Below are 19,367 nucleotides of genomic sequence, written 5' to 3' on the forward strand. Positions count from 1 at the left end.
CCCTTCTCCTTCCTAGGAAACTTCTTCATCTTGCCTTAATTCATCCATTTCCAGAGGGACCCAGCTGCCCGACAGTTTAACAAACCATCCAGGAAAGAGGGAATAAGCAAGGTTTGGACGCTGCTCTTTTAACTGATACCCGATCTTAACGCCTTCCACTTCTTCCAGATTATATTTATCCGTATTCGTTAAGAAATCCCTCACTTCTTCTCCCGAAGCGAGCTCGTCCGTGGAGGTGTTGTCATAAGGATAACGCTCAAAAATGACAAGCGGGCGAATATACTCCTGGATCTCACCTTGTTCGTATTTCATGGACATGATTTCTACATTGGTTTCGCTTGATAGAATAGGCAGGCCATTATAATGCATTCGATACGTTGCCTTCTCCATAGTCGAGGAAATACTGTCCAAATAAAACGTATTGGTCCAGCCCACGTGGTTATTCACATCATTAATGCTGCGGGTTAATAAATCATACTCAAGCAATGGACTTGGGTTAGCACGGTTAGGAATCATGTACTCATATTTAAGTCTTGTTTCATTATCCAGAACATCCAATCGCCGGTCTGTCGTAGCCAGTCGCCGATGACCATTAATCGATGAAGATGAGACCACGGCATTAGGTGGAAAAAGATCGTTTTGAATCGGAACAAGTGGAATCGGAGTGGTCTGCAGCACTTCCTCAGGATAAGCCACACGGCCTTCTGGAAGATAGATTGTATTTTCAATCTCCGAGCTGCCGAGAAGGGAGATCGAACCATCCAAAGCAATCTGCTCGATTAAGTCATTCTTGTCATCCAACTCATTAAATAATTGGCTTCCATAGTCTTCATCAATGGTAGCCCTGAGCTTAGCCGGCGCTACATCGTCCGTCGAATCGACGGCCAGAACCTGATAAAAAGAGGATGAATTATCATCGTGACCATGAATAAAGAACAGCCTGTTAAATACCTGGGTCTCTGAAAGCTCTCCTGTACTTACAGTAAAGATGTTTTCAAGCACTTTTAGAGGAAGCTCCTCGGGAAAAACGGCTTCCACCACGTGACTATCTTCATCAAAACTGGGCTGTGCTGGAGTTTCATCCACATTCAAAAGCTCCCATTGCTTCATTCTGTCATACATGGCCGTTTTTTCTGCCGGATCTTCATAAGAATAGGAAGCTCCTCTTTCGTGAAAGACGAACTGCTCCGGCTCCACAAGACTTACTAAATCATTTTCTTCGCCGTCTAATTGGGTAGTATCAATCACTTCTTGTCCCTCTTCAACGATTTCACTGCTTGGCTGATAATTCCATAGAGCGACCGTTAACACCAGACTAAGAGCAATCAGTATAACCAAAATTACGGACTTCATTGTTTCCATGTTCATGAATTTCCCCTCCGCTTCTGACTCATTAACGGAAGTGTAAAGTGTACCGAGGTCCCTTTACCCTCTTTGCTTTCTGCCCATATTTTACCGTGATGGGCTTCAATCATTTCCCGGGCAATAGCGAGGCCAAGACCGGTGCCGCCCATTTCTCTTGCTCTCGATTTATCTACCCGGTAAAACCGGTCAAAGATTTTATCAACTGTATCCGCCGGCATACCGATGCCTTCATCCGTCACACTCACGCGAAGCTGTTTCCTGGTAGAATACGCATCAAAACGAATCGTGCCGCCTTCTGGTGAATATTTTACAGCGTTGGATATGACATTATCCAGCACTTGTGTCAATTTATCTTTGTCCATCCAAACGTACATATTTTTCTTCGGAAGGTTTCTTTCAAACTCCATATTTTCATCTTTATTCATCTCAAATCGATCAATAATCTGATTGTAGAAGCCGACAAATTCGACACGCTCTCTCATTAAGGTCGTTTCTTTATGGTCCATCTTCGTTAATTGCAGCAAATCATTAACTAAACGAATCATACGGTCGGTTTCATTCTGTGTAACATCTAAGAATCTCGGAGCAATATCAGGATCCTGCCAGGCCCCATCGTTTAAGGCCTCAATATAGCTCCGCATGGTTGTGAGCGGTGTCCGCAGCTCATGAGAAACATTAGACACGAATTCCCTGCGTTCCTGCTCTACCTTCTCCTGTTCCGTAACATCACTAATCACCGAAATAAATCCGTCCATTTCTTCATTCTCATCTTCTACCACTGAAAAATTGGCCTTAACCAGCAGATGCTTGTCTTCACTGCTGAGGTCAATAATCATCGATCCCGCTTCTTCAACTTCAGAAATATCATCCATTTGGTCGCCTAGATCGAAAACGTCGATTAAAGATTGGCCTTGGACTTCTTCAAACGTCTGACCGATCAGCTTAGAGGCTGGTGCGTTCATTAAAATAATCGCTCCTATGCGGTCTGTAGCAATGACACCATCCGACATATTCGACAAAACCGAACTTAATTTTCGTCGTTCCCCTTCGGTTGTAGCCTGGGCTAACTTCAGCTTATCGTTCAGGTCATTAAACGTAAGACCGAGCTGCCCAATTTCATCATTACCTTTTACATCCACCTTTTGAGAGAAATCACCGGTAGCCATTATCTGAGCCTGCTTTTTCATTTCAGTTAAGGGCTTGGTAATGGTACGGGCTACCAGGATCCCAAGCAGGGCGGTAACCGTGATCGCAAGCAAAGTACCCTTAGCAAATATACTATTAATCGCCTGCATCTGTTCATAGATACCATCCATGCGGGCCTGATAGTGGAGCACCCCTTTAATTTCCCCGGCTTCCGTTGTAATGGGTTTCTCTCCTACATATAAGTTTGTCCCATCCTGCCGTACGGTTCTCGGATCGGTCTCGCCCAGGATAAATACTTTACTAATCCGTGCATCCGTCACTTTTTTTCCGATATTGGCGCGATCATCACTGCCACTGTCAAACGAGGCAATAATATTCGGCCCTGTCTTTTCAATCACTTGTAACTTCTTGATGTCGGATTCATTAAATTCGTTAATCAGTCCCTCTACTTCAGCCTGTAAAGAGGGGTCACCCTCGCCTCGTTCTGCCTCAAAGGCATTTTGGAGGCTATACGTGAGTGAATTTAAGCGTCCTTCAATCGAATTTGTAAAATTATCCGTCAGATTATTTTCCAACCTCTCAACAAAATAGGCACCAATCACTTGGATGCCTAATAGAAGAAGCAGAATATAAACGAGAATCAGCTTCAGTCTGACGGACTGAAAAAAACCTACTTTCTTCATGAAAACACTACTCCTGCTCTGGATTTCTTAAATAATAACCAACTCCGCGTCTGGTAACGATCCAGACAGGATTACTTGGATTTTCTTCGATCTTCTCGCGCAGGCGACGCACAGTCACGTCTACGGTTCTCACGTCTCCGTAATAGTCGTAGCCCCAGACGGTCTCCAGCAAATGCTCACGCGTCATGACCTGTCCGATATGACGGGCTAAGTAATGTAATAATTCAAATTCACGGTGAGTCAGCTCAATGTAAGAGCCGTCACGGGTTACGGTATAAGCATCTGGATGAATCGATAATCTTCCGATCGTTATGTCTTTAGGCTGCTGGGAGCTGTCTTCCGGCTCCTGCTGCTGACGCCGCAAATTAGCTTTGACGCGGGCAATCAGTTCGCGATTACTGAATGGTTTGGTGACATAATCATCGGCACCCATTTCAAGTCCTAAAACTTTATCTATTTCAGCATCTTTAGCTGTCAGCATAATAATCGGCATATTATGATTCTTGCGCACTTCCCGGCAGACTTCGTTACCGTCTTTATTCGGAAGCATAATATCTAATAAAATTAAATCAGGGTCTGCTTCGTCTGCTTTTTGAATGGCTTCATCACCATCATAGGCACACACGACCTCATATCCTTCTTTTTCTAAATTGAATTTCAATATATCTGCAATTGGCTTTTCATCGTCTACAACTAAGATCTTCAGTGCCATACACTGTCACATCCCTTTCCTCGACTTCTTTACCATCTATTATTTTAACTTATTTATGGAAAAATGTCTTTTTCTAATAAAAAGTTATGAAAAATGTATTCAGAAAACATAATTTTCTCTACCAAAAAACCGCTGTGACCAACACGCCACAGCGGCTTCTGACAAGAACGCTCTGTTAAAAATTCTTATTAGTTTCTCATAATAAGATTTTTGCACAATAGGGCCGGATTGTGTAAGACTCAGTTTCGAGATACTTTTATGACAAGAAAGGTCCTGCGGGGGATGATTCGCTTTCCGCGGGCATGTGCTGAGCCTCCTCAGTCTTCGACTTCCGGGGTCTCACCAATCATGTTTATCCCGCAGGAGTCTTCATCATCCCCCTCCGGACCTGGCCAAATCAGAAGCTCGAAACCACTTTAACTCGTAAGGAATTAGACCAGGTGGTTCTGTACCTATTTTCAGGGTATAACGATGCACAATAGCCTGTTATAAAAGCATTTAATGCAGATTAAGGAGAAAAACTTTCATCTTCTGGAAGGGTCCGTTCGCAACATTATAGTGGGGTTGGTGGGGCAATGATGAGACTCCCATGGGAGAAGGGACTAGGTGAGATCCCACAGGGAGTGAAACGAGCGAGGAATCTCACCGTTCCCCCATAGGAAAGCGAAATCGTCCCCCGCAGGACCTTCCACTCAACAAATATCTCGAAACTGAGTCTTCAAGTAATGGGAGCTTTTCTTTAACATTATCATGGAAATGGAACAGCGTTACTTGAAAAATGAAGCTGGATCCTCGAGTTTTCCATCTTTGTGAATTTCAAAATGCAAGTGAACACCCGTGGAGTTGCCCGTCGTCCCCATAACACCTAGCTTGTTTCCTTTTCGAACGGTCTCTCCTACCTCCACGTCAATCGAATCAAGGTGAGCATAAATCGTTTCATATCCGTTATTATGATCAATTACGACTTTATTGCCAAAACCACTCTGATATTCAGCCGTAACGACTTCTCCGTTATCAGCAGCCTTGATTGTACGGTCATCCACACCTGCAATATCAATTCCTTTATGATACCTTCCCCATCTTTCACCCACATGGCTCGTAATCGTTCCTTCAACTGCGGGCCAGGCGAAAGTCCCTGTACCACGCGAAGGGATGATTTTCGTTCCTTTAAGAATCACTTCTTCGACAGGTTCTTCCACCACTTCTTCTTTTAAGGTTTCTCTCGTTTCCACGCTTCCATTCTTTTTGGTAATCAAGGTATGGATTTCTTTTCTTCCATCGCTGCCTTCTTGTTTTGTTTCAGTCTCCCCTTTTAATAGATCGTTGGTTTCTACAATCTTTCGGGAAGACTCTATGGTTTGTTCCTGAACGTCTTTTTCTTTAACGACTACCTCGGTCAGAGGTTCGGAAACTTCCCCCTCAATCGGTTTATTTCCTCCCTGGCTTTCATCACTATTTTCCACCACAACTCCATTTTTCACCTCTTGCACGGCTTGTGAGACTGAAGATATTTGGGAAGGGTGAACCTCAGAGCTCTCTCCTTTAATTTCATGGCTGAGCTCAACCGATAAAATGCCGGATTCACCTTCTTCCTTCTCTATTGGTTTACCTTTCGAATCTTTGGACTCTAATTGAGTAAGAATGTTCTCTTCCACATATTTTTCTTTCAACCGCTTTTTAACGTCCTCTATTTCCTCATGGTCAGAAAGGTGAGCGACCGTTTGATCATCTATGTTTACTTGAACGGATTCAGCAGAAACGGAAATCGATTCCTCTAATTGGTCCAGCACTTTCGCTTTATTGCTCTCAGACGAAAGATTTTTCTCACGCGTAAAGGTAATATCTTCGTTCAGTTTAAGGTCTTCTTCGCTATATGTGATTTCCGCTCGATGCACACGATCCTCGATAAAGGCCTGAATGTCTTCCTTTTTTTCTACGGTTCCGATAGATTCATCATCCACATATACCTGATACACCGTATTTAAATTCTTATCTGCATAAGCTGTCCCCACCGTTAAGCTTAATACCAGCACTCCTGTAAAAGCGGCCTTTGACAAAACCGCTCTTCTATCTTTCTTCATTTCCTTTCCCCCTGTGAATCTATTTATCTCTTTTATTATCATTATTATTAATATTTTCACTTAATAAACCTATCATATGAAAATTATTAATAAAACAGGGGATAGAAAATGTAATATTCTTATCATATACTTACCAAAACCAGGTATAAATGCTAATATTTCCGTCTTATGCATGCCCGAAAACATGGTAGAATATACTAGAATTCTAATATTTTCATTTAACTATATGAAAAGATTAGTAACAGAAGAAAGAATTGCATAATTTCATTATACAAAAAAAGCCTGCGAGTTTATCGCAGACTTTCACAAAGAGTGGCTCGGGACGGAATCGAACCGCCGACACACGGATTTTCAGTCCGTTGCTCTACCGACTGAGCTACCGAGCCGTACTATAAAGTTTTCTTCTTTGTTCACTCAACCCAGCTAATTTTCGACATTTACACTAGCGGCTGAACCAGAGATTTCCTTATTCATTCGCAGTTGAACGATTTTCAGCACGTTCATTAAATAAAAAAGCATTTATTTGTCAAAAACTATTCACGTATATTCGTTAAATTTCTAACTTTGTACATGTTATAATAGCAATGGCGGTCCGGACGGGACTCGAACCCGCGACCTCCTGCGTGACAGGCAGGCATTCTAACCAACTGAACTACCGGACCATGATCGCTTTCTTACTGCGACGTTTAACATCATATCATATGCATATATCAGGCGCAATACTATTTTTTCGTACCGGACGTATTTCGCTTTTCATATCACCTATGCAAGCTCACATATAATCTTTACAAGACTACTTTTTAGGAAGGAGGGATCCTTTGAAGAAAACATTACGGTCTATTTCTTTTGTACTTATTATTTTATTGATTGCCATGCTCGGCTATTTAAAATTGAATCCACCCCTGACGCAGGGTTCGATTGGAACGACAAGTGACAAGCTATCTGTTATTGTGGCCCTCGGAAACAAGCATTTATTAGGGAACATCCACATTACCGACGTTTCGATAAATGCAAATCAGGCGCCTACGAAGGTGCGCATGCAGGTCAGTAACTCTACGAAAGGTTTTATCATCACAGATACTTATCAGCCTTATGAGGAAGAATACGGAATGAAAGACTACGAGACGATTGCACTCGAACCAAAAAGCGCTCCTATACCATTCTCCAAGCAGGCAAAAGCGGGTTCTGAAAATCCTGCCAGGATCTACGGTTTAAGCATAACAGAAGACACCCCGATTGAACGGATCAATGTGACGTACCGCTACCTGGGTATTTCATTTGTAAAAACCATTAATGTGTAAAAAAAAGACCAGCGCTGGTCTTTTTTTTATTGATCGCTCGAAGGATAGGTATTCAGCTTGTCTAACAGTTCATAAGGGTCAGAGGAATCTACAAGGATGCTCCGATTGCTTTCAGGAACAAATCCTGCCTCAATAGCATGCTCAATTAATCGTTTTAAAGGGGTATAGTACTCTTCAATATTGAATAAAGCCACTGGTTTTTTGTGCAGTCCTATTTGAGCCCAGCTCACGGTCTCAAATAATTCTTCAAACGTTCCAAAGCCGCCGGGGAGTGCAATATACCCATCCGCAAGTTCACTCATCTTTGCTTTTCGCTCGTGCATCGTGTCCACCTCAATAAAGCTGCTCAGTTCCGTGTGGACGATTTCACGGTCAAATAACTCCGTAGGCATGACCCCCGTGACCTTTCCTCCCTGCTGAAGTATGCTGTCGGCAAGTACACCCATCAAACCGCTTTTGGCTCCACCGTATACCAGCTCAATATTTTTCTCTGCAAAGGCTTTTCCGAGTTTCTTGGCTTCTTCCGTATAGGCTGGGTTGTGCCCGGTACTTGAACCTGCAAATACACATATTTGTTTCACGTGAAACACTCTCCTTCTCTTCTTATCATAAGCAAAACACGCCTGACTTAGCCAAGCCAGGCGTTATAACTCCATTTATTCGCTGTAAACACTCCGTACAACATTGGTCTGGTTACGATCCGGTCCTACAGAAAATACAGAAAGAGGGATCCCCGTAAGCTGTGAAACTCGTTCGATGTAATTTCGTGCATTGACTGGAAGATCACTCAATGTTTTTGCATCGGTAATATCTTCTGTCCAGCCCGGCAACTCTTCATATACCGGTTCACATTCAGCGAGCACCTTCAAGCTGGCCGGGAATTCTTCCATAATTTCTCCTCTATACCTATAAGCGGTACAAATTTTCAACGTCTCAATACCCGTTAATACGTCGACAGAATTAAGGGAAAGGTCTGTAATACCACTCACACGGCGGGCATGGCGGACCACTACGCTGTCAAACCAGCCGACACGGCGGGGTCTTCCTGTCGTGGTGCCGTATTCTTTCCCGACTTCACGAATCTGATCACCCGTCTCATTATCCAGTTCGGTTGGAAAAGGACCGTCTCCTACGCGGGTCGTATAGGCTTTAGACACCCCGACTACATGCTTGATCTTAGACGGGCCGACACCGGAACCAATGGTAACCCCTCCAGCAATTGGGTTGGAAGAGGTAACGAAAGGGTAGGTTCCTTGATCGATATCAAGCATAACTCCCTGAGCCCCTTCAAATAGAATGCGGCGGCCTTCATCCAGGCTGTCATTCAACACAACAGAGGTATCGCAGACATATTTTTCGATTTGCTGTCCGTATTCGTAGTATTCTTCGAGGATTTCCTCGACCGTAAACGGTTTCGTTTCATAAACTTTTTCAAACAAACGGTTCTTTTCTTCCACGTTTTGTTCCAGCTTTTCTTTAAAGCTTTCTTTATCCATCAGATCAGCTATACGTATGCCCATACGTGCGGCTTTGTCCATATAGGCTGGTCCGATTCCTTTTTTCGTGGTGCCAATCTTATTCGCACCTTTTTGCTCTTCCTGCAGGGTATCGAGCTTCAAGTGGTAAGGAAGAATGACGTGAGCGCGGTTGCTGATTCGAAGGTTTTCTGTAGATACTCCTTTATCATGTAAGTATTTCAGTTCCTCAAGCAGCGCTTTAGGATCAATGACCATTCCATTGCCCAGCACACAAGTTTTATCATTAAAAAAGATTCCAGAAGGTATTAAATGTAATTTATAAGTAACGCCATCAAATTTGATTGTATGCCCGGCATTGTTTCCACCTTGATAACGTGCAACAACCTCGGCATTTTGTGATAGAAAATCGGTTATCTTGCCTTTTCCTTCGTCTCCCCATTGGGTTCCGACTACAACTACTGACGACATAAGGCACCTCCGCCAAAAATTTGTTTTATATTATTTCCACCGTCAGTTTACCAATGATATCCTTGCAAGTCAACGCAATTCCCGAACAATAAACCAAATAATCCATTTAATAGTTCGGTTATCACAAACCGCATTTCATTATAAATGCTTACATTTACTTATCAGGATTGAAATATTATCCTTCCTGACTTATGATGACTTATATAATACGTACAGGGAGGGAATCGATGTATCAGGAAGAACGATTGGTGGAAATCGTGGATTACATAAACGAAAATCGGCGGATTTCCGTGGATCAAATTTGTGAATTATTTAATGTATCCAGAGATACCGCAAGAAGAGACCTTGTTAAATTAGAAAATAAAAAAGCGATTGTCCGAACCAGAGGTGGAGCGATCTCACCTGGAACCAGCCCTGAAATTAAAAATTATCGGCACCGTCTTCACAGCGTATCTAGTGAAAAAAGAGAAATTGGAAAGCGTGCCGCATCTCTCCTGGAACCAGGTGATACCGTCATTCTTGATACTTCTACCACTGTGCAGGCATGTGCGGGAGAACTGGAAAACACGGAAATGACCGTCATCACGAATTCCATTCACCAGGCTGAGATTCTATCAGGTAAAGATCATCTCAGAATTCATCTTCTTGGCGGGCAGCTTCATAAAGAACATGGTTTCCTGTACGGAACATCTACCATCGACAAACTGAACCAGTATCATGTCGATAAGGTATTTATAGGTGTAGTAGGCATATCTGAGCAAGGCTTGACCGTGGGGCATGAAGAGGATGGAATGGTGAAGCGCAAGATGATAGAACAGGCCAAGCAGGTAATCGTGCTTGCCGACCACACTAAGATCGGACTCACGGAGTTCTTTCAGTTCGCTACATTAGAAGATATTGACGTTATGATTACGGATTGCACACCTGGAAAGAATTTCTGCGAACTGCTTGAAATTAATCGTGTAGAATTACTTGTAACGGAGGAGGAGAAAGATATATGGAGTTAATTGCGATTGATTTAGACGGCACCCTGCTAAACAGCAGCCACACGATTAGCAAGGAGAATATAGAAGCTATTAAATACGCGCAGCAGCAAGGAGTAGAAGTGGTGGTTGCTACTGGACGGGCTGAGTTCGATGTCCGGGAAGTATTTGCTCATACGAACCTCACAACGTGGGTCATTGGGGCGAACGGAGCTACCATTCACCGCCCGAACGGCACGCTGTTCGATTCCGTACCAATTGAAGAAAAAGACGCGGACGCCATATTAAGCTGGCTGGAACAGGAACAATTCTATTACGAAGTATTCAGTGATTCTTCCATCTTAACCCCTCAAAATGGACACAGGCTCTTACAAATGGAAATGGATCGCATCAAGAGTGCCAACCCCGAGGCTGATTTAGAAGAGCTTGAACAAGCCCTTGAAAAGCAATTCAGCCAGACCGGATTTTATCATGTTGATTCATACAAGGATATTACAGAGGCGGGATCGCCTGTATATAATATCCTGGCCTTTTCATTTGAACAGGAAAAGCTGGACAAAGGCTGGCGCACATTTGAATCGAACCCCGATCTTACCCTTGTCAGTTCAGCCAACCATAACTTTGAGTTTGAGCATAAAGATGCGTCTAAAGGGCTCGCCCTGCAAAAGCTGGCCGCCCATCTGGACCTTCCAATCAGCGAAACTGCTGCGATTGGAGACAGCCCCAATGACCTTTCCATGCTTCATGCGGCCGGTCATAGTGCGGCCATGGCAAATGCGAAAGACGTAGTAAAAGAAGCCAGTGATTTTATAACCGCCCACAACGACAGCCACGGCGTAGCCCAGGCCATCTACCATTGGCTGAAATAATCAGTTCCAATAAATGGATGACCTGAGGTGGAAATATCAGTCAGACAAAAACCCCCGCCAGGAGCTGATGATCAGCTTCTGGCGGGGGTTTTTACATGATAAGAATTAGGCCGGAGGAATGTCTGCTTCGCTATAGCGGTGGTCCAAATCTACGAACTTGTTATATTCTTTCACGAAGGCAAGTTCGACGTTACCAACCGGGCCATTCCTTTGTTTGGATATAATAATTTCAATAATGTTCTGGTTCTCCGATTCCTGATCGTAATAGTCATCACGGTACAAGAAGCCAACAATATCGGCATCCTGCTCGATCGACCCTGACTCACGCAGATCTGACATCATTGGACGCTTGTCCTGACGGGATTCTACGCCACGTGACAGCTGTGATAAGGCAATGAGAGGAACATTAAGCTCACGCGCGAGCCCCTTCAAGGAACGTGAAATCTCAGAAACCTCCTGCTGTCGGTTTTCCTTGGAATTAGCGCTTCCCTGAATTAATTGTAGATAATCGATAAGGATCATACCAAGACCGTGTTCTTGCTTTAATCGTCGGCATTTAGAGCGAATTTCACTAACACGGATACCGGGTGTATCATCAATATAGATTCCGGCATTCGATAAACTCCCCATAGCCATGGTCAGCTTATTCCAGTCTTCTGCTTCCATGTGGCCTGTACGAAGCCGCTGCGCATCAATGTTCCCTTCCGCACACAGCATACGGGAAACAAGCTGATCCGCTCCCATCTCCAAACTGAAGATCGCCACATTCTCTTCTGTATGAACAGCCACATTCTGAGCAATATTCAAAGCAAAGGCTGTCTTACCCATAGAAGGACGGGCTGCGATGATAATCAGATCATTTCGCTGGAACCCGGAGGTAATATTATCAAGATCACGATAACCCGTCGGAATTCCGGTTACGCCGCCTTCTTGATTGTGAAGCTGTTCGATATTATCGTAAACATCGATTAATACGTCTTTGATACTTTTAAAAGCACTGGAGTTTTTTCGCTGGGAAACTTCCAGAATATCTTTTTCAGCTGAGTTCAGGACATCCTCTAAATCTTCTTCTTCTGAATACCCGGTGGTTACGATGTTCGTGGCTGTCCTGATCAAACTTCTTAACGTTGATTTCTCGCTGACAATCTTCGTATAGTACGTAATATTGGCTGCCGTGGGTACAGAGTTCGCTACATCGGTAAGGTAAGAGACCCCACCCACTTCTTCAAGGACTTTATTATTGGATAAAGCCGAAGTCACCGTCACCAGGTCAATGGGTTCTCCTTTATCAGCCAGCGTCATCATGACTTCAAAAATCCGCTGATGACTGGCACGGTAGAAGTCTTCGGGCAGCAAATATTCTGAGGCAGTGGACATGGCTTCAGGTTCTAAAAAGACCGCACCCAATACCGCCTGTTCAGCTTCAATATTATGGGGCGGCGTGCGGTCATTCCATACTTCACTCACTAGCTGTTCCTCCTCTGGTTGGTTCAAAACAAAATATAAGCACCCGACCCTTCACTGCTTCACACACATGTTCCAATCGTGCTGAGGGTTAAAAGGCCAGGCGCTCATAATAGATGCTTCATAAACGAAATTTCAGATCATAATCAGGTCGTTTATTTTTCTTCGATGTGAACACGGATCGTACCCGTTACTTCAGGGTGAAGCTTCACCGGTACATTCGTGTAACCAAGGTTACGGATCGGATCATCCAGTTCGATTTTTCGTTTGTCAATTTTGATATTATGAGCTTTCTTCAATTCTTCAGCAATTTGCTTGCTTGTAATAGAGCCGAACAGACGACCATTATCGCCGGACTTAGCTGTTAGTTTGACTTCCATATCTTTTAAGGATTCTTTCAGCTTTTCGGCTTCATCGATTTCCTCCTGGGCTTTTTGCTCCTGTTTGGCATCAATCGCTTTCTGAGCCTGGACGTTCCCTTTAGTCGCTTCAACCGCTAAGTTATTTTTAAGAAGATAGTTGCGGGCATAGCCATCAGATACGTCCTTGATTTCGCCTTTTTTCCCTTTACCTTTTACATCTTGATTAAAAATTACCTTCATTCTGTGTCTCCCCCTTCAAAATACTCGTCAATTATATCTTGCAACAATGCTTTCGCATCTTCAATCGTTGTGTCTTCAAGCTGAGTAGCGGCGTTCGTTAAGTGGCCGCCTCCATTCATTCGTTCCATAAGAACTTGAACGTTAATATCGCCTAGAGAACGGGCACTGATTCCAATACGCTTATCCTTACGCTCCGATATAACGAAGGATGCGACAATACCACTCATCGTAAGGAGTGTATCGGCAGCTTGTGCAATAATGACGGGGCCATAGGTTTCCCCTTTATTCCCGGTTGATATGGCTACGCCGTCCCGGTACACTTCCGCTCGCTCAATCAACTTACTTCTTCGGATATAAACATCCAGATCTTCTTTCATAAACTTCTGAACCTGGACCGTGTCAGCTCCTTTTGATCTCAAATAAGAAGCAGCATCAAATGTCCGTGATCCGGTCCGCAGCGTGAAGCTCTTCGTGTCGACAATAATCCCTGCAAGCAGAGCAGTGGATTCAAGCATCGAAAGCTTGAGTTTCTTAGGCTGGTATTCCAGCAATTCCGTCACTAATTCCGCTGTCGAAGAAGCATACGGCTCCATATAGACAAGTGTAGGATCAGAGATAAACTCTTCTGCCCGGCGGTGGTGGTCAATTACGACCACATGCTCGGTTTTCGAAAGTAATTTCTCTTCCATGACTAAGGAAGGCTTGTGCGTATCCACGACTACCAGCAAGGAGTTATTCGTCACCATTTCCAGAGCATCTTCCGGCGGGATAAAGTACTGCCATAGATCTTCATCTTGCTCAATTTCTTCGATCATACGCTGAACGCCTGTATCAATATCATTTGGGTCAAGAACAATGGCTGCCTGTTTATCATTAGCCTGAGCAATTTTCAGAATCCCGATGGAAGCCCCGATCGAGTCCATATCCGGTGATTTATGGCCCATAATCAGAACTTTTTCACTTTCCTGGACCAATTCTTTCATGGCGTGGGAAATAACACGGGCACGAACACGCGTCCTTTTTTCCATTGGATTCGTCTTACCGCCATAGAAACGTACTTTTCCTGTATCATCCTTGATCGCAACCTGATCACCGCCGCGCCCGAGAGCAAGATCCAGGCTGGACTGAGAGAGTTCTCCCAGTTCCGGAAGACTGATCGGACCAACACCGATACCGAAACTGAGCGTAAGAGGCACGTTCTGATCTGTGATCAGCTCACGGACATCATCAAGGATTTCGAATTTAGCTTTTTCTAATTTTTTCAGAATTTCATGGTTCATGACCGCCACAAAGCGTTCTTGAGAGGTACGCTTCAAGTAGATTCCATAATTCCCAGCCCATCTATTTAAAATAGAGGTAACTTGGGAGTTTATATGACTCTTGGCCGTATCATCCATTCCCTGCGTAATTTCTTCATAATTATCGAGGAATATAATGGCCAGAACGGTTTGTTCGTTTTTATAAAGATTATAAGTCTCCGTTTGTTTCGTACGATCAAATAAATAGAGCAACCGCTCATCTTTTTTAATAATCGTCTGAAGTTTGTAGTCCCCTACTGTAATCCAGACTTCGCTCTCATCTTCTTTAATAGGTGCAATCAACTGGTCAGATAATTGCTTAAGAGATTTACCTACAATGGTGTCATCCTTTGTAAACCTATTCATATAAGGGTTAGCCCATTCAATTTTATAGTTTTCACTAAATAAAATAATTCCGATAGGCATCTCAAGCAGCGCCTCTTCCCCTACTTTTTTCACCCGGTAGGAAAGAGTCGATATATATTCTTCCGTTTCGTTAATCATGTTCTGCTCAGTTCGGACACTGTAGAAGATCGAGGCTGCTAAAAACAGCGTCATCATCATCCCAAGGGTCCACTGATAATACCAAATAAAGGCAAGCAGGACTAAGGAAATCACATAAATAATCCATAAGTGTCCGCTCATTGTTGGCTTTTTAAAAAAGTTAGGCATTCCATTCAGCTCCTACCATCTTATACGAGCTCATTTCTTTCCTTTTATCCGTTCTCTAAGAGAAAATCCTATATCAATTATACCTAAGATTCGCACAAGATACAGTAAGATTTGTGGAAGTAAAAGGCAAATCACGACAATTACGACTGGTATGGCCTTTGACCATTTCTTCACTTCTGCATAGTAAAAGATAAAAGAGAACCCTTGCAATACTAGCAGGCTGCCGGCCAACGTGTATACGTTGATCGATCCCAAGTAGAGCAATCCTTCTTCATTCGTAGGAATATAGGTTAAAACCAACGCGAAGAAGTAATACCATAAAACTGCGGTCGGCAGCTTAAATTCTTTAAATGGAGGAAAGCGGAATTGTTTTTTGTCCACTCGGTTAATCACTTTATACGTCAGCCACTGGCTGATGAAAGCAAACACAATCCCTGTCATAACCAGAATACTTGGAATAATATCCGGCAAAAATTCAACCGTTTCACGTAAAGCTTCTAATGAAGCTTCTGTATTCTCCCCTCCGAGCATTCCCGGAAGCATATTATTCGTCCTGGTGAAGGCGTCATTTAGACTTGTGCTGATCTGCTCTCCCCAGTTAACACCGAAGAGTAACTGAGAAGCTAGATAAATACCGGCTGCGCCAATACTGAAGCCGACTGATCCAAAAGCCCACGCCTCCAAAGAAGATTGTTTATTATACAGGGCTCCACCTAAGAAGACCCCGCCAATCCCTGCTAATAAAGTGAACATTGAAAAAACGGGTCCAAATAGCAGGGTAAACAATAAAGCAGCTATGAACATTAATGCTCCTGCTTTCCAGCCATGCCGATAGCTATAAAATATGAAAGGAATGGGAAGCGTAAATAACAGGACAGGTCCAAGCCAGATTGGCATGAAAATAATTACCAATAACAATAGCAGATAAACGCCTGTCATTAAAGCCCCTTCCGTAATTCTTTTTGTGTCATTCATTTCCAGAAACACCTCTATTTCTATCTTCCATCTACTAGCTTATCTATTTTAACATATATCGTTTTTCCTATTCTTCTCATTCTTCTTATAGAAAGTGACGATTTTGGTAGAAATGTCTGTTGTCTGATATGATTAAATGTAATATTGCGAATTTTAGGAGGATGATCATGCGGACTGACTATCATGTACACATGGCCGAAACCGGTAACCTTGAGGTCGATTATTTAAAAACTTACATCGAAAAAGCGAAAGAAGAAGGAATACAAGAGCTGGGCATTTCCGAACACGCCTACTTTTTTCAAGAGACGAGACCGATCCTCTCTAATCCGTGGGTGGAAAACCGCCGAACTCTCGATTTCAGTACTTATCAGAATATGTTTGACCAGGCTGAAAAGGAAGGTCTGACGATCAAAATGGGCATTGAAATGGATTATATGCCCGGCAAAGAAAAAGAAATGGAAGCTTTTATTTCTGAGCGTCCTTTTGACTATGTCATTGGCTCCGTACACTGGATTGATGAGTGGGGGATTGACCTTGCTACTTTCCGTGATGAGTATGAGAAAAGGGATCTCTATGAAGTCTACCGCCAATACTTCGACCGCGTCGTTACGCTTGCAGAGTCCGGCTTATTTGATTTTGTCGGTCACATTGATGTCATTAAAGTGTTTGGCTACCGTCCTGACGACCAGGAATTCCTTCGTGAACAGTATAAACGAGCAGCTGAAGCACTAGCTTCTACAGGTACATGTATTGAAATCAGTACGGCTGGTCTCAGAAAGCCGGTCGGAGAAATGTACCCGGATCCTGAACTGCTGCAAATTTGTAAAGATGCTGGTGTTGGAATCGTTCTCTGTTCGGATGCTCATAAACCGGATCATGTAGGGCACCGGTATGAAGAAGCCGTGGAGCTTGCAAAATCTGCTGGATATGAGCAAGTCCACGTATTTACGAACCGTGAAGCCTCCGTCCACCCTCTTAAATAAATAGGAAAATGAAAAGGAGCCGGAGAAACCGGCTCTTTTTTTTATCAGTAGTGGTGGGCCCATTAACTACTATCAAAATCGATATTGCTTCTTTCAGATAAGCTCCCGATACTGGAAGACTCAGTTTCAAGACATTGGAGGAACGGAAGGTCCTCCGGGGGACGATTTCGCTTTCCGCGGGCATGAGGTGAGCTTCCTCGGGCTTAACAGCCCTGCGGGATCTCACCGATCATGTTCATCCCGCAGGAGTCTACACCGTCCCCCTCCGGACCTAGCCGAATGAGAACCTTGAAAGCACTTAAGATATCCTCTTAAGTGTCCGTTATTCTCTCGCGGCTGAGTTGGTGGGGAAATGACGAGACTCCCATGGGAGAAGGAACTAGGTGAGATCCCGCAGGGAGTGAAACGAGCGAGGAAGCTCACCGTTCCCCCATAGGAAAGTGTTCAAATGTGGAATCACCCCGAAAGACACGACCAGCATAAGCCGACCATCAAAAGGATGGTGGTTTTTCCGTCCGTTGATGAACGGCTTATGTCTCGAGGGTCTGGGTGATGGAACAAGACGAGTTATTTCCCCACCAGCCCCTTCCTCATATCGTAACGGATCCAAGGTATCTCGAAACTGAGTCTTACAGTAACCGGCCCGTTAGTTTAATAAGTTGATCATGGAAATTACCTACGATGTTGAAGCGCCAATGAAAAAGCAGACTTCCTCTTGAAGGAAGTCTGCTTTGTTAATCGTAAGTCATCCTATTAATAACTGATAGGAGCTCCTGGTCCTACTGGAATACCGAGCAGTACCCAAACCAGCAGCATAACTAGCCAAGCTAGCAGGAATGCGACTGAGTAAGGAATCATCATGGAAATTAACGTTCCAATACCTAGTTTCTTATCATAACGCTGAGCAAAGGCAATAATTACCGGGAAATAAAGAAGCAGCGGCGTAATCATGTTCGTCACTGAGTCAGCAATCCGGTACAGCAGCGTTGTAAACTCAGGAGAATAGCCAAGATTCATCATAATCGGGACAAACACAGGGGCTAAGATCGTCCATTTTGCTGAAGAACTTCCAATAAAGAAGTTCACAACCATAGTCAGCCCAAGGAACGTCAGAATAAGACCAATTCCATCAAATCCTGTAGAATTTAAGAAATCCGCTCCTTTAAAAGCGATCACAGTTCCGAGATTCGTTTCACGGAAATAAGCAATAAATTGACCGGCAGTAAAAGCAAGGGCAATATATCCACTCATGCTGGCCATTGTTTTACCTAAGAGCTTCGTAAGATCCTTATCGTTTTTAATCTCTTTTACCACAATTCCATAAATCAGTCCTGGAACAAGGAATAAAATGAAAATAACGAAAACCAGGGCATTAAAGAATGGTGAATCGATGTAAGCCCCATCACCGCGCAGCGGGCCAAATGATAGATAGGCCATCAAGAGAAATGTAAACAGAAATCCTATACCAGCCAGACGCATCCCTCTTTTTTCAAGAGAGGTAAGCTCGTCGATCTCTCCGTTTTCTCCACCTTCATAACGACCTAATCGAGGTTCGACAATCTTATCTGTCACAAGCGTACCTACGATCGTTACCAGCAGTACAGACACGGCCGCGAAGAAATAGTTCATAGTTACGGTAATCGTTTCTGCATAAGCAGGGTCAAGCGTTCGTGTGGCTTCAACGGTTAATTCCTGCAGCACGGCATCGGTGGAAGTGAGGGCCGGATTGGCTCCAAATCCGCCTGATACACCGGCGAACGCAGCCGCTAGACCAGCTAGCGGGTGTCGGCCTAATCCTAGAAAAAGTACAGCGCCGAGTGGTGGAAGGACCACATACCCAGCATTAACGGCTACACTGGACATGACACCGGCGAATACTAGAGCTGCTGTAAGCAATCGGTTCGGGAAAGAAAATACAATTCCTTTTAATGAAGAATTAATTAATCCGGTTTGTTCCGCTAAACCAATCCCGAGCATCGTTACGAGTACGGCTCCAAGCGGCGGAAATCCAATAAAGTTTTCAACGGCACTGTTAAAGATATAATCTAGGCCGCTTAGGCTGAATAAGTTTTTAACTTGAATGACTTCCCCTGACGTAGGGTTCGTCACGGACACAGAAGAAAATATACCCGATATAATAACTACAATAAGGGCTAATATTGCAAACAGAAGAAGTGGAGACGGAAGCTTATTTCCGAGCCACTCAATGCCGTCTAATATCCGAAATAAAAATCTTCGAGGTGACGATGGGGTTGCTTTTTTCTCTGACATACACCAGACCTCCTTA

At 43.7% G+C, this 19,367-nt stretch carries 15 protein-coding genes and 2 tRNA genes; 4 read left to right on the plus strand and 13 right to left on the minus strand.

The annotated features are described in order from the left end of the window. Nucleotides 1-12: 12 nt before the first annotated feature. From HBHAL_RS19910 to HBHAL_RS19935, 6 genes are all read right to left on the minus strand, one after another. Nucleotides 13-1,368, minus strand: a complete 1,356-nt coding sequence (locus HBHAL_RS19910; protein ID WP_014645335.1) for a YycH family regulatory protein — start codon at nt 1,366-1,368, stop codon at nt 13-15. Next, nucleotides 1,365-3,194, minus strand: a complete 1,830-nt coding sequence (gene walK, locus HBHAL_RS19915; protein WP_014645336.1) for a cell wall metabolism sensor histidine kinase WalK — start codon at nt 3,192-3,194, stop codon at nt 1,365-1,367. Before walK ends, HBHAL_RS19910 begins: the two co-directional genes overlap by 4 nt. A 7-nt stretch (nt 3,195-3,201) precedes the next feature. Continuing rightward, nucleotides 3,202-3,906 carry a response regulator YycF gene (yycF, locus tag HBHAL_RS19920; RefSeq protein ID WP_014645337.1) on the minus strand — a complete coding sequence of 235 codons (705 nt, stop codon included), beginning with the start codon at nt 3,904-3,906 and terminating at the stop codon, nt 3,202-3,204. A gap of 767 nt (nt 3,907-4,673) precedes the next feature. Beyond that, nucleotides 4,674-5,987, minus strand: a complete 1,314-nt coding sequence (locus HBHAL_RS20510; protein WP_014645338.1) for a peptidoglycan DD-metalloendopeptidase family protein — start codon at nt 5,985-5,987, stop codon at nt 4,674-4,676. A gap of 313 nt (nt 5,988-6,300) precedes the next feature. Further along, nucleotides 6,301-6,373: transfer RNA gene (locus tag HBHAL_RS19930), tRNA-Phe, on the minus strand. 199 nt (nt 6,374-6,572) lie between these two features. Next, nucleotides 6,573-6,649: transfer RNA gene (locus HBHAL_RS19935), tRNA-Asp, on the minus strand. Between the two features lie 156 nt (nt 6,650-6,805). On the opposite strand from HBHAL_RS19935, the gene HBHAL_RS19940 reads away from it, so the two are divergent. Then, entirely contained in the window at nt 6,806-7,288 is a 483-nt protein-coding gene (locus HBHAL_RS19940) for a hypothetical protein (protein WP_014645340.1), read from the plus strand. Nucleotides 7,289-7,314: 26 nt separating this feature from the next. Here HBHAL_RS19940 and HBHAL_RS19945 read toward each other — a convergent pair whose 3' ends face one another. Both HBHAL_RS19945 and HBHAL_RS19950 read right to left on the minus strand, forming a co-directional pair. Continuing rightward, complete coding sequence (locus tag HBHAL_RS19945) at nt 7,315-7,869, minus strand: LOG family protein (RefSeq protein ID WP_014645341.1); 555 nt, start codon at nt 7,867-7,869, stop codon at nt 7,315-7,317. Between the two features lie 75 nt (nt 7,870-7,944). Continuing rightward, nucleotides 7,945-9,234, minus strand: a complete 1,290-nt coding sequence (locus HBHAL_RS19950) for an adenylosuccinate synthase (protein ID WP_014645342.1) — start codon at nt 9,232-9,234, stop codon at nt 7,945-7,947. 227 nt (nt 9,235-9,461) lie between these two features. Between HBHAL_RS19950 and HBHAL_RS19955 the strand changes: the two genes are divergently transcribed. Continuing rightward, nucleotides 9,462-10,241 carry a DeoR/GlpR family DNA-binding transcription regulator gene (locus HBHAL_RS19955; protein WP_014645343.1) on the plus strand — a complete coding sequence of 260 codons (780 nt, stop codon included), beginning with the start codon at nt 9,462-9,464 and terminating at the stop codon, nt 10,239-10,241. Then, nucleotides 10,232-11,086, plus strand: coding sequence for a Cof-type HAD-IIB family hydrolase (locus HBHAL_RS19960; protein ID WP_014645344.1), 855 nt, complete (start codon nt 10,232-10,234; stop codon nt 11,084-11,086). The genes HBHAL_RS19955 and HBHAL_RS19960 overlap by 10 nt, the downstream gene beginning before the upstream one ends. A gap of 105 nt (nt 11,087-11,191) precedes the next feature. Here HBHAL_RS19960 and dnaB read toward each other — a convergent pair whose 3' ends face one another. From dnaB to HBHAL_RS19980, 4 genes are all read right to left on the minus strand, one after another. After that, nucleotides 11,192-12,553: a replicative DNA helicase gene (gene dnaB / locus HBHAL_RS19965; RefSeq protein ID WP_014645346.1), complete on the minus strand. Its 1,362-nt coding sequence runs from the start codon at nt 12,551-12,553 to the stop codon at nt 11,192-11,194. 152 nt (nt 12,554-12,705) lie between these two features. Beyond that, the gene (gene rplI / locus HBHAL_RS19970; RefSeq protein WP_014645347.1) at nt 12,706-13,152 is read right to left on the minus strand and encodes a 50S ribosomal protein L9; all 447 of its coding nucleotides are present in this window, start codon (nt 13,150-13,152) and stop codon (nt 12,706-12,708) included. Continuing rightward, nucleotides 13,149-15,122 (minus strand): DHH family phosphoesterase, encoded by a 1,974-nt coding sequence (locus tag HBHAL_RS19975; protein ID WP_014645348.1) that lies wholly within the window; start codon nt 15,120-15,122, stop codon nt 13,149-13,151. The genes rplI and HBHAL_RS19975 overlap by 4 nt, the downstream gene beginning before the upstream one ends. A 30-nt stretch (nt 15,123-15,152) precedes the next feature. Continuing rightward, nucleotides 15,153-16,097, minus strand: a complete 945-nt coding sequence (locus HBHAL_RS19980; protein WP_014645349.1) for a YybS family protein — start codon at nt 16,095-16,097, stop codon at nt 15,153-15,155. A gap of 167 nt (nt 16,098-16,264) precedes the next feature. Between HBHAL_RS19980 and HBHAL_RS19985 the strand changes: the two genes are divergently transcribed. Then, nucleotides 16,265-17,080: a histidinol-phosphatase gene (locus HBHAL_RS19985; protein WP_014645350.1), complete on the plus strand. Its 816-nt coding sequence runs from the start codon at nt 16,265-16,267 to the stop codon at nt 17,078-17,080. A gap of 753 nt (nt 17,081-17,833) precedes the next feature. On the opposite strand, the gene HBHAL_RS19995 is transcribed toward HBHAL_RS19985, so the two are convergent. Then, nucleotides 17,834-19,351: an AbgT family transporter gene (locus HBHAL_RS19995; RefSeq protein ID WP_014645351.1), complete on the minus strand. Its 1,518-nt coding sequence runs from the start codon at nt 19,349-19,351 to the stop codon at nt 17,834-17,836. Nucleotides 19,352-19,367 lie beyond the last annotated feature (16 nt).

The sequence above is a fragment of the Halobacillus halophilus DSM 2266 genome (genome assembly GCF_000284515.1).
GTDB lineage: Bacteria > Bacillota > Bacilli > Bacillales > Halobacillaceae > Halobacillus > Halobacillus halophilus.

Coding starts and splice junctions, on each gene's coding strand:
- HBHAL_RS19910 (WP_014645335.1), bottom strand. CDS start 1,368: ATGAACATGGAAACAATGAAGTCCGTAATTTTGGTTATACTGATTGCT.
- walK (WP_014645336.1), bottom strand. CDS start 3,194: ATGAAGAAAGTAGGTTTTTTTCAGTCCGTCAGACTGAAGCTGATTCTC.
- HBHAL_RS19975 (WP_014645348.1), bottom strand. CDS start 15,122: ATGCCTAACTTTTTTAAAAAGCCAACAATGAGCGGACACTTATGGATT.
- HBHAL_RS19960 (WP_014645344.1), top strand. CDS start 10,232: ATGGAGTTAATTGCGATTGATTTAGACGGCACCCTGCTAAACAGCAGC.
- rplI (WP_014645347.1), bottom strand. CDS start 13,152: ATGAAGGTAATTTTTAATCAAGATGTAAAAGGTAAAGGGAAAAAAGGC.
- yycF (WP_014645337.1), bottom strand. CDS start 3,906: ATGGCACTGAAGATCTTAGTTGTAGACGATGAAAAGCCAATTGCAGAT.
- HBHAL_RS19980 (WP_014645349.1), bottom strand. CDS start 16,097: ATGAATGACACAAAAAGAATTACGGAAGGGGCTTTAATGACAGGCGTT.
- HBHAL_RS20510 (WP_014645338.1), bottom strand. CDS start 5,987: ATGAAGAAAGATAGAAGAGCGGTTTTGTCAAAGGCCGCTTTTACAGGA.
- HBHAL_RS19950 (WP_014645342.1), bottom strand. CDS start 9,234: ATGTCGTCAGTAGTTGTAGTCGGAACCCAATGGGGAGACGAAGGAAAA.
- HBHAL_RS19995 (WP_014645351.1), bottom strand. CDS start 19,351: ATGTCAGAGAAAAAAGCAACCCCATCGTCACCTCGAAGATTTTTATTT.
- HBHAL_RS19985 (WP_014645350.1), top strand. CDS start 16,265: ATGCGGACTGACTATCATGTACACATGGCCGAAACCGGTAACCTTGAG.
- HBHAL_RS19955 (WP_014645343.1), top strand. CDS start 9,462: ATGTATCAGGAAGAACGATTGGTGGAAATCGTGGATTACATAAACGAA.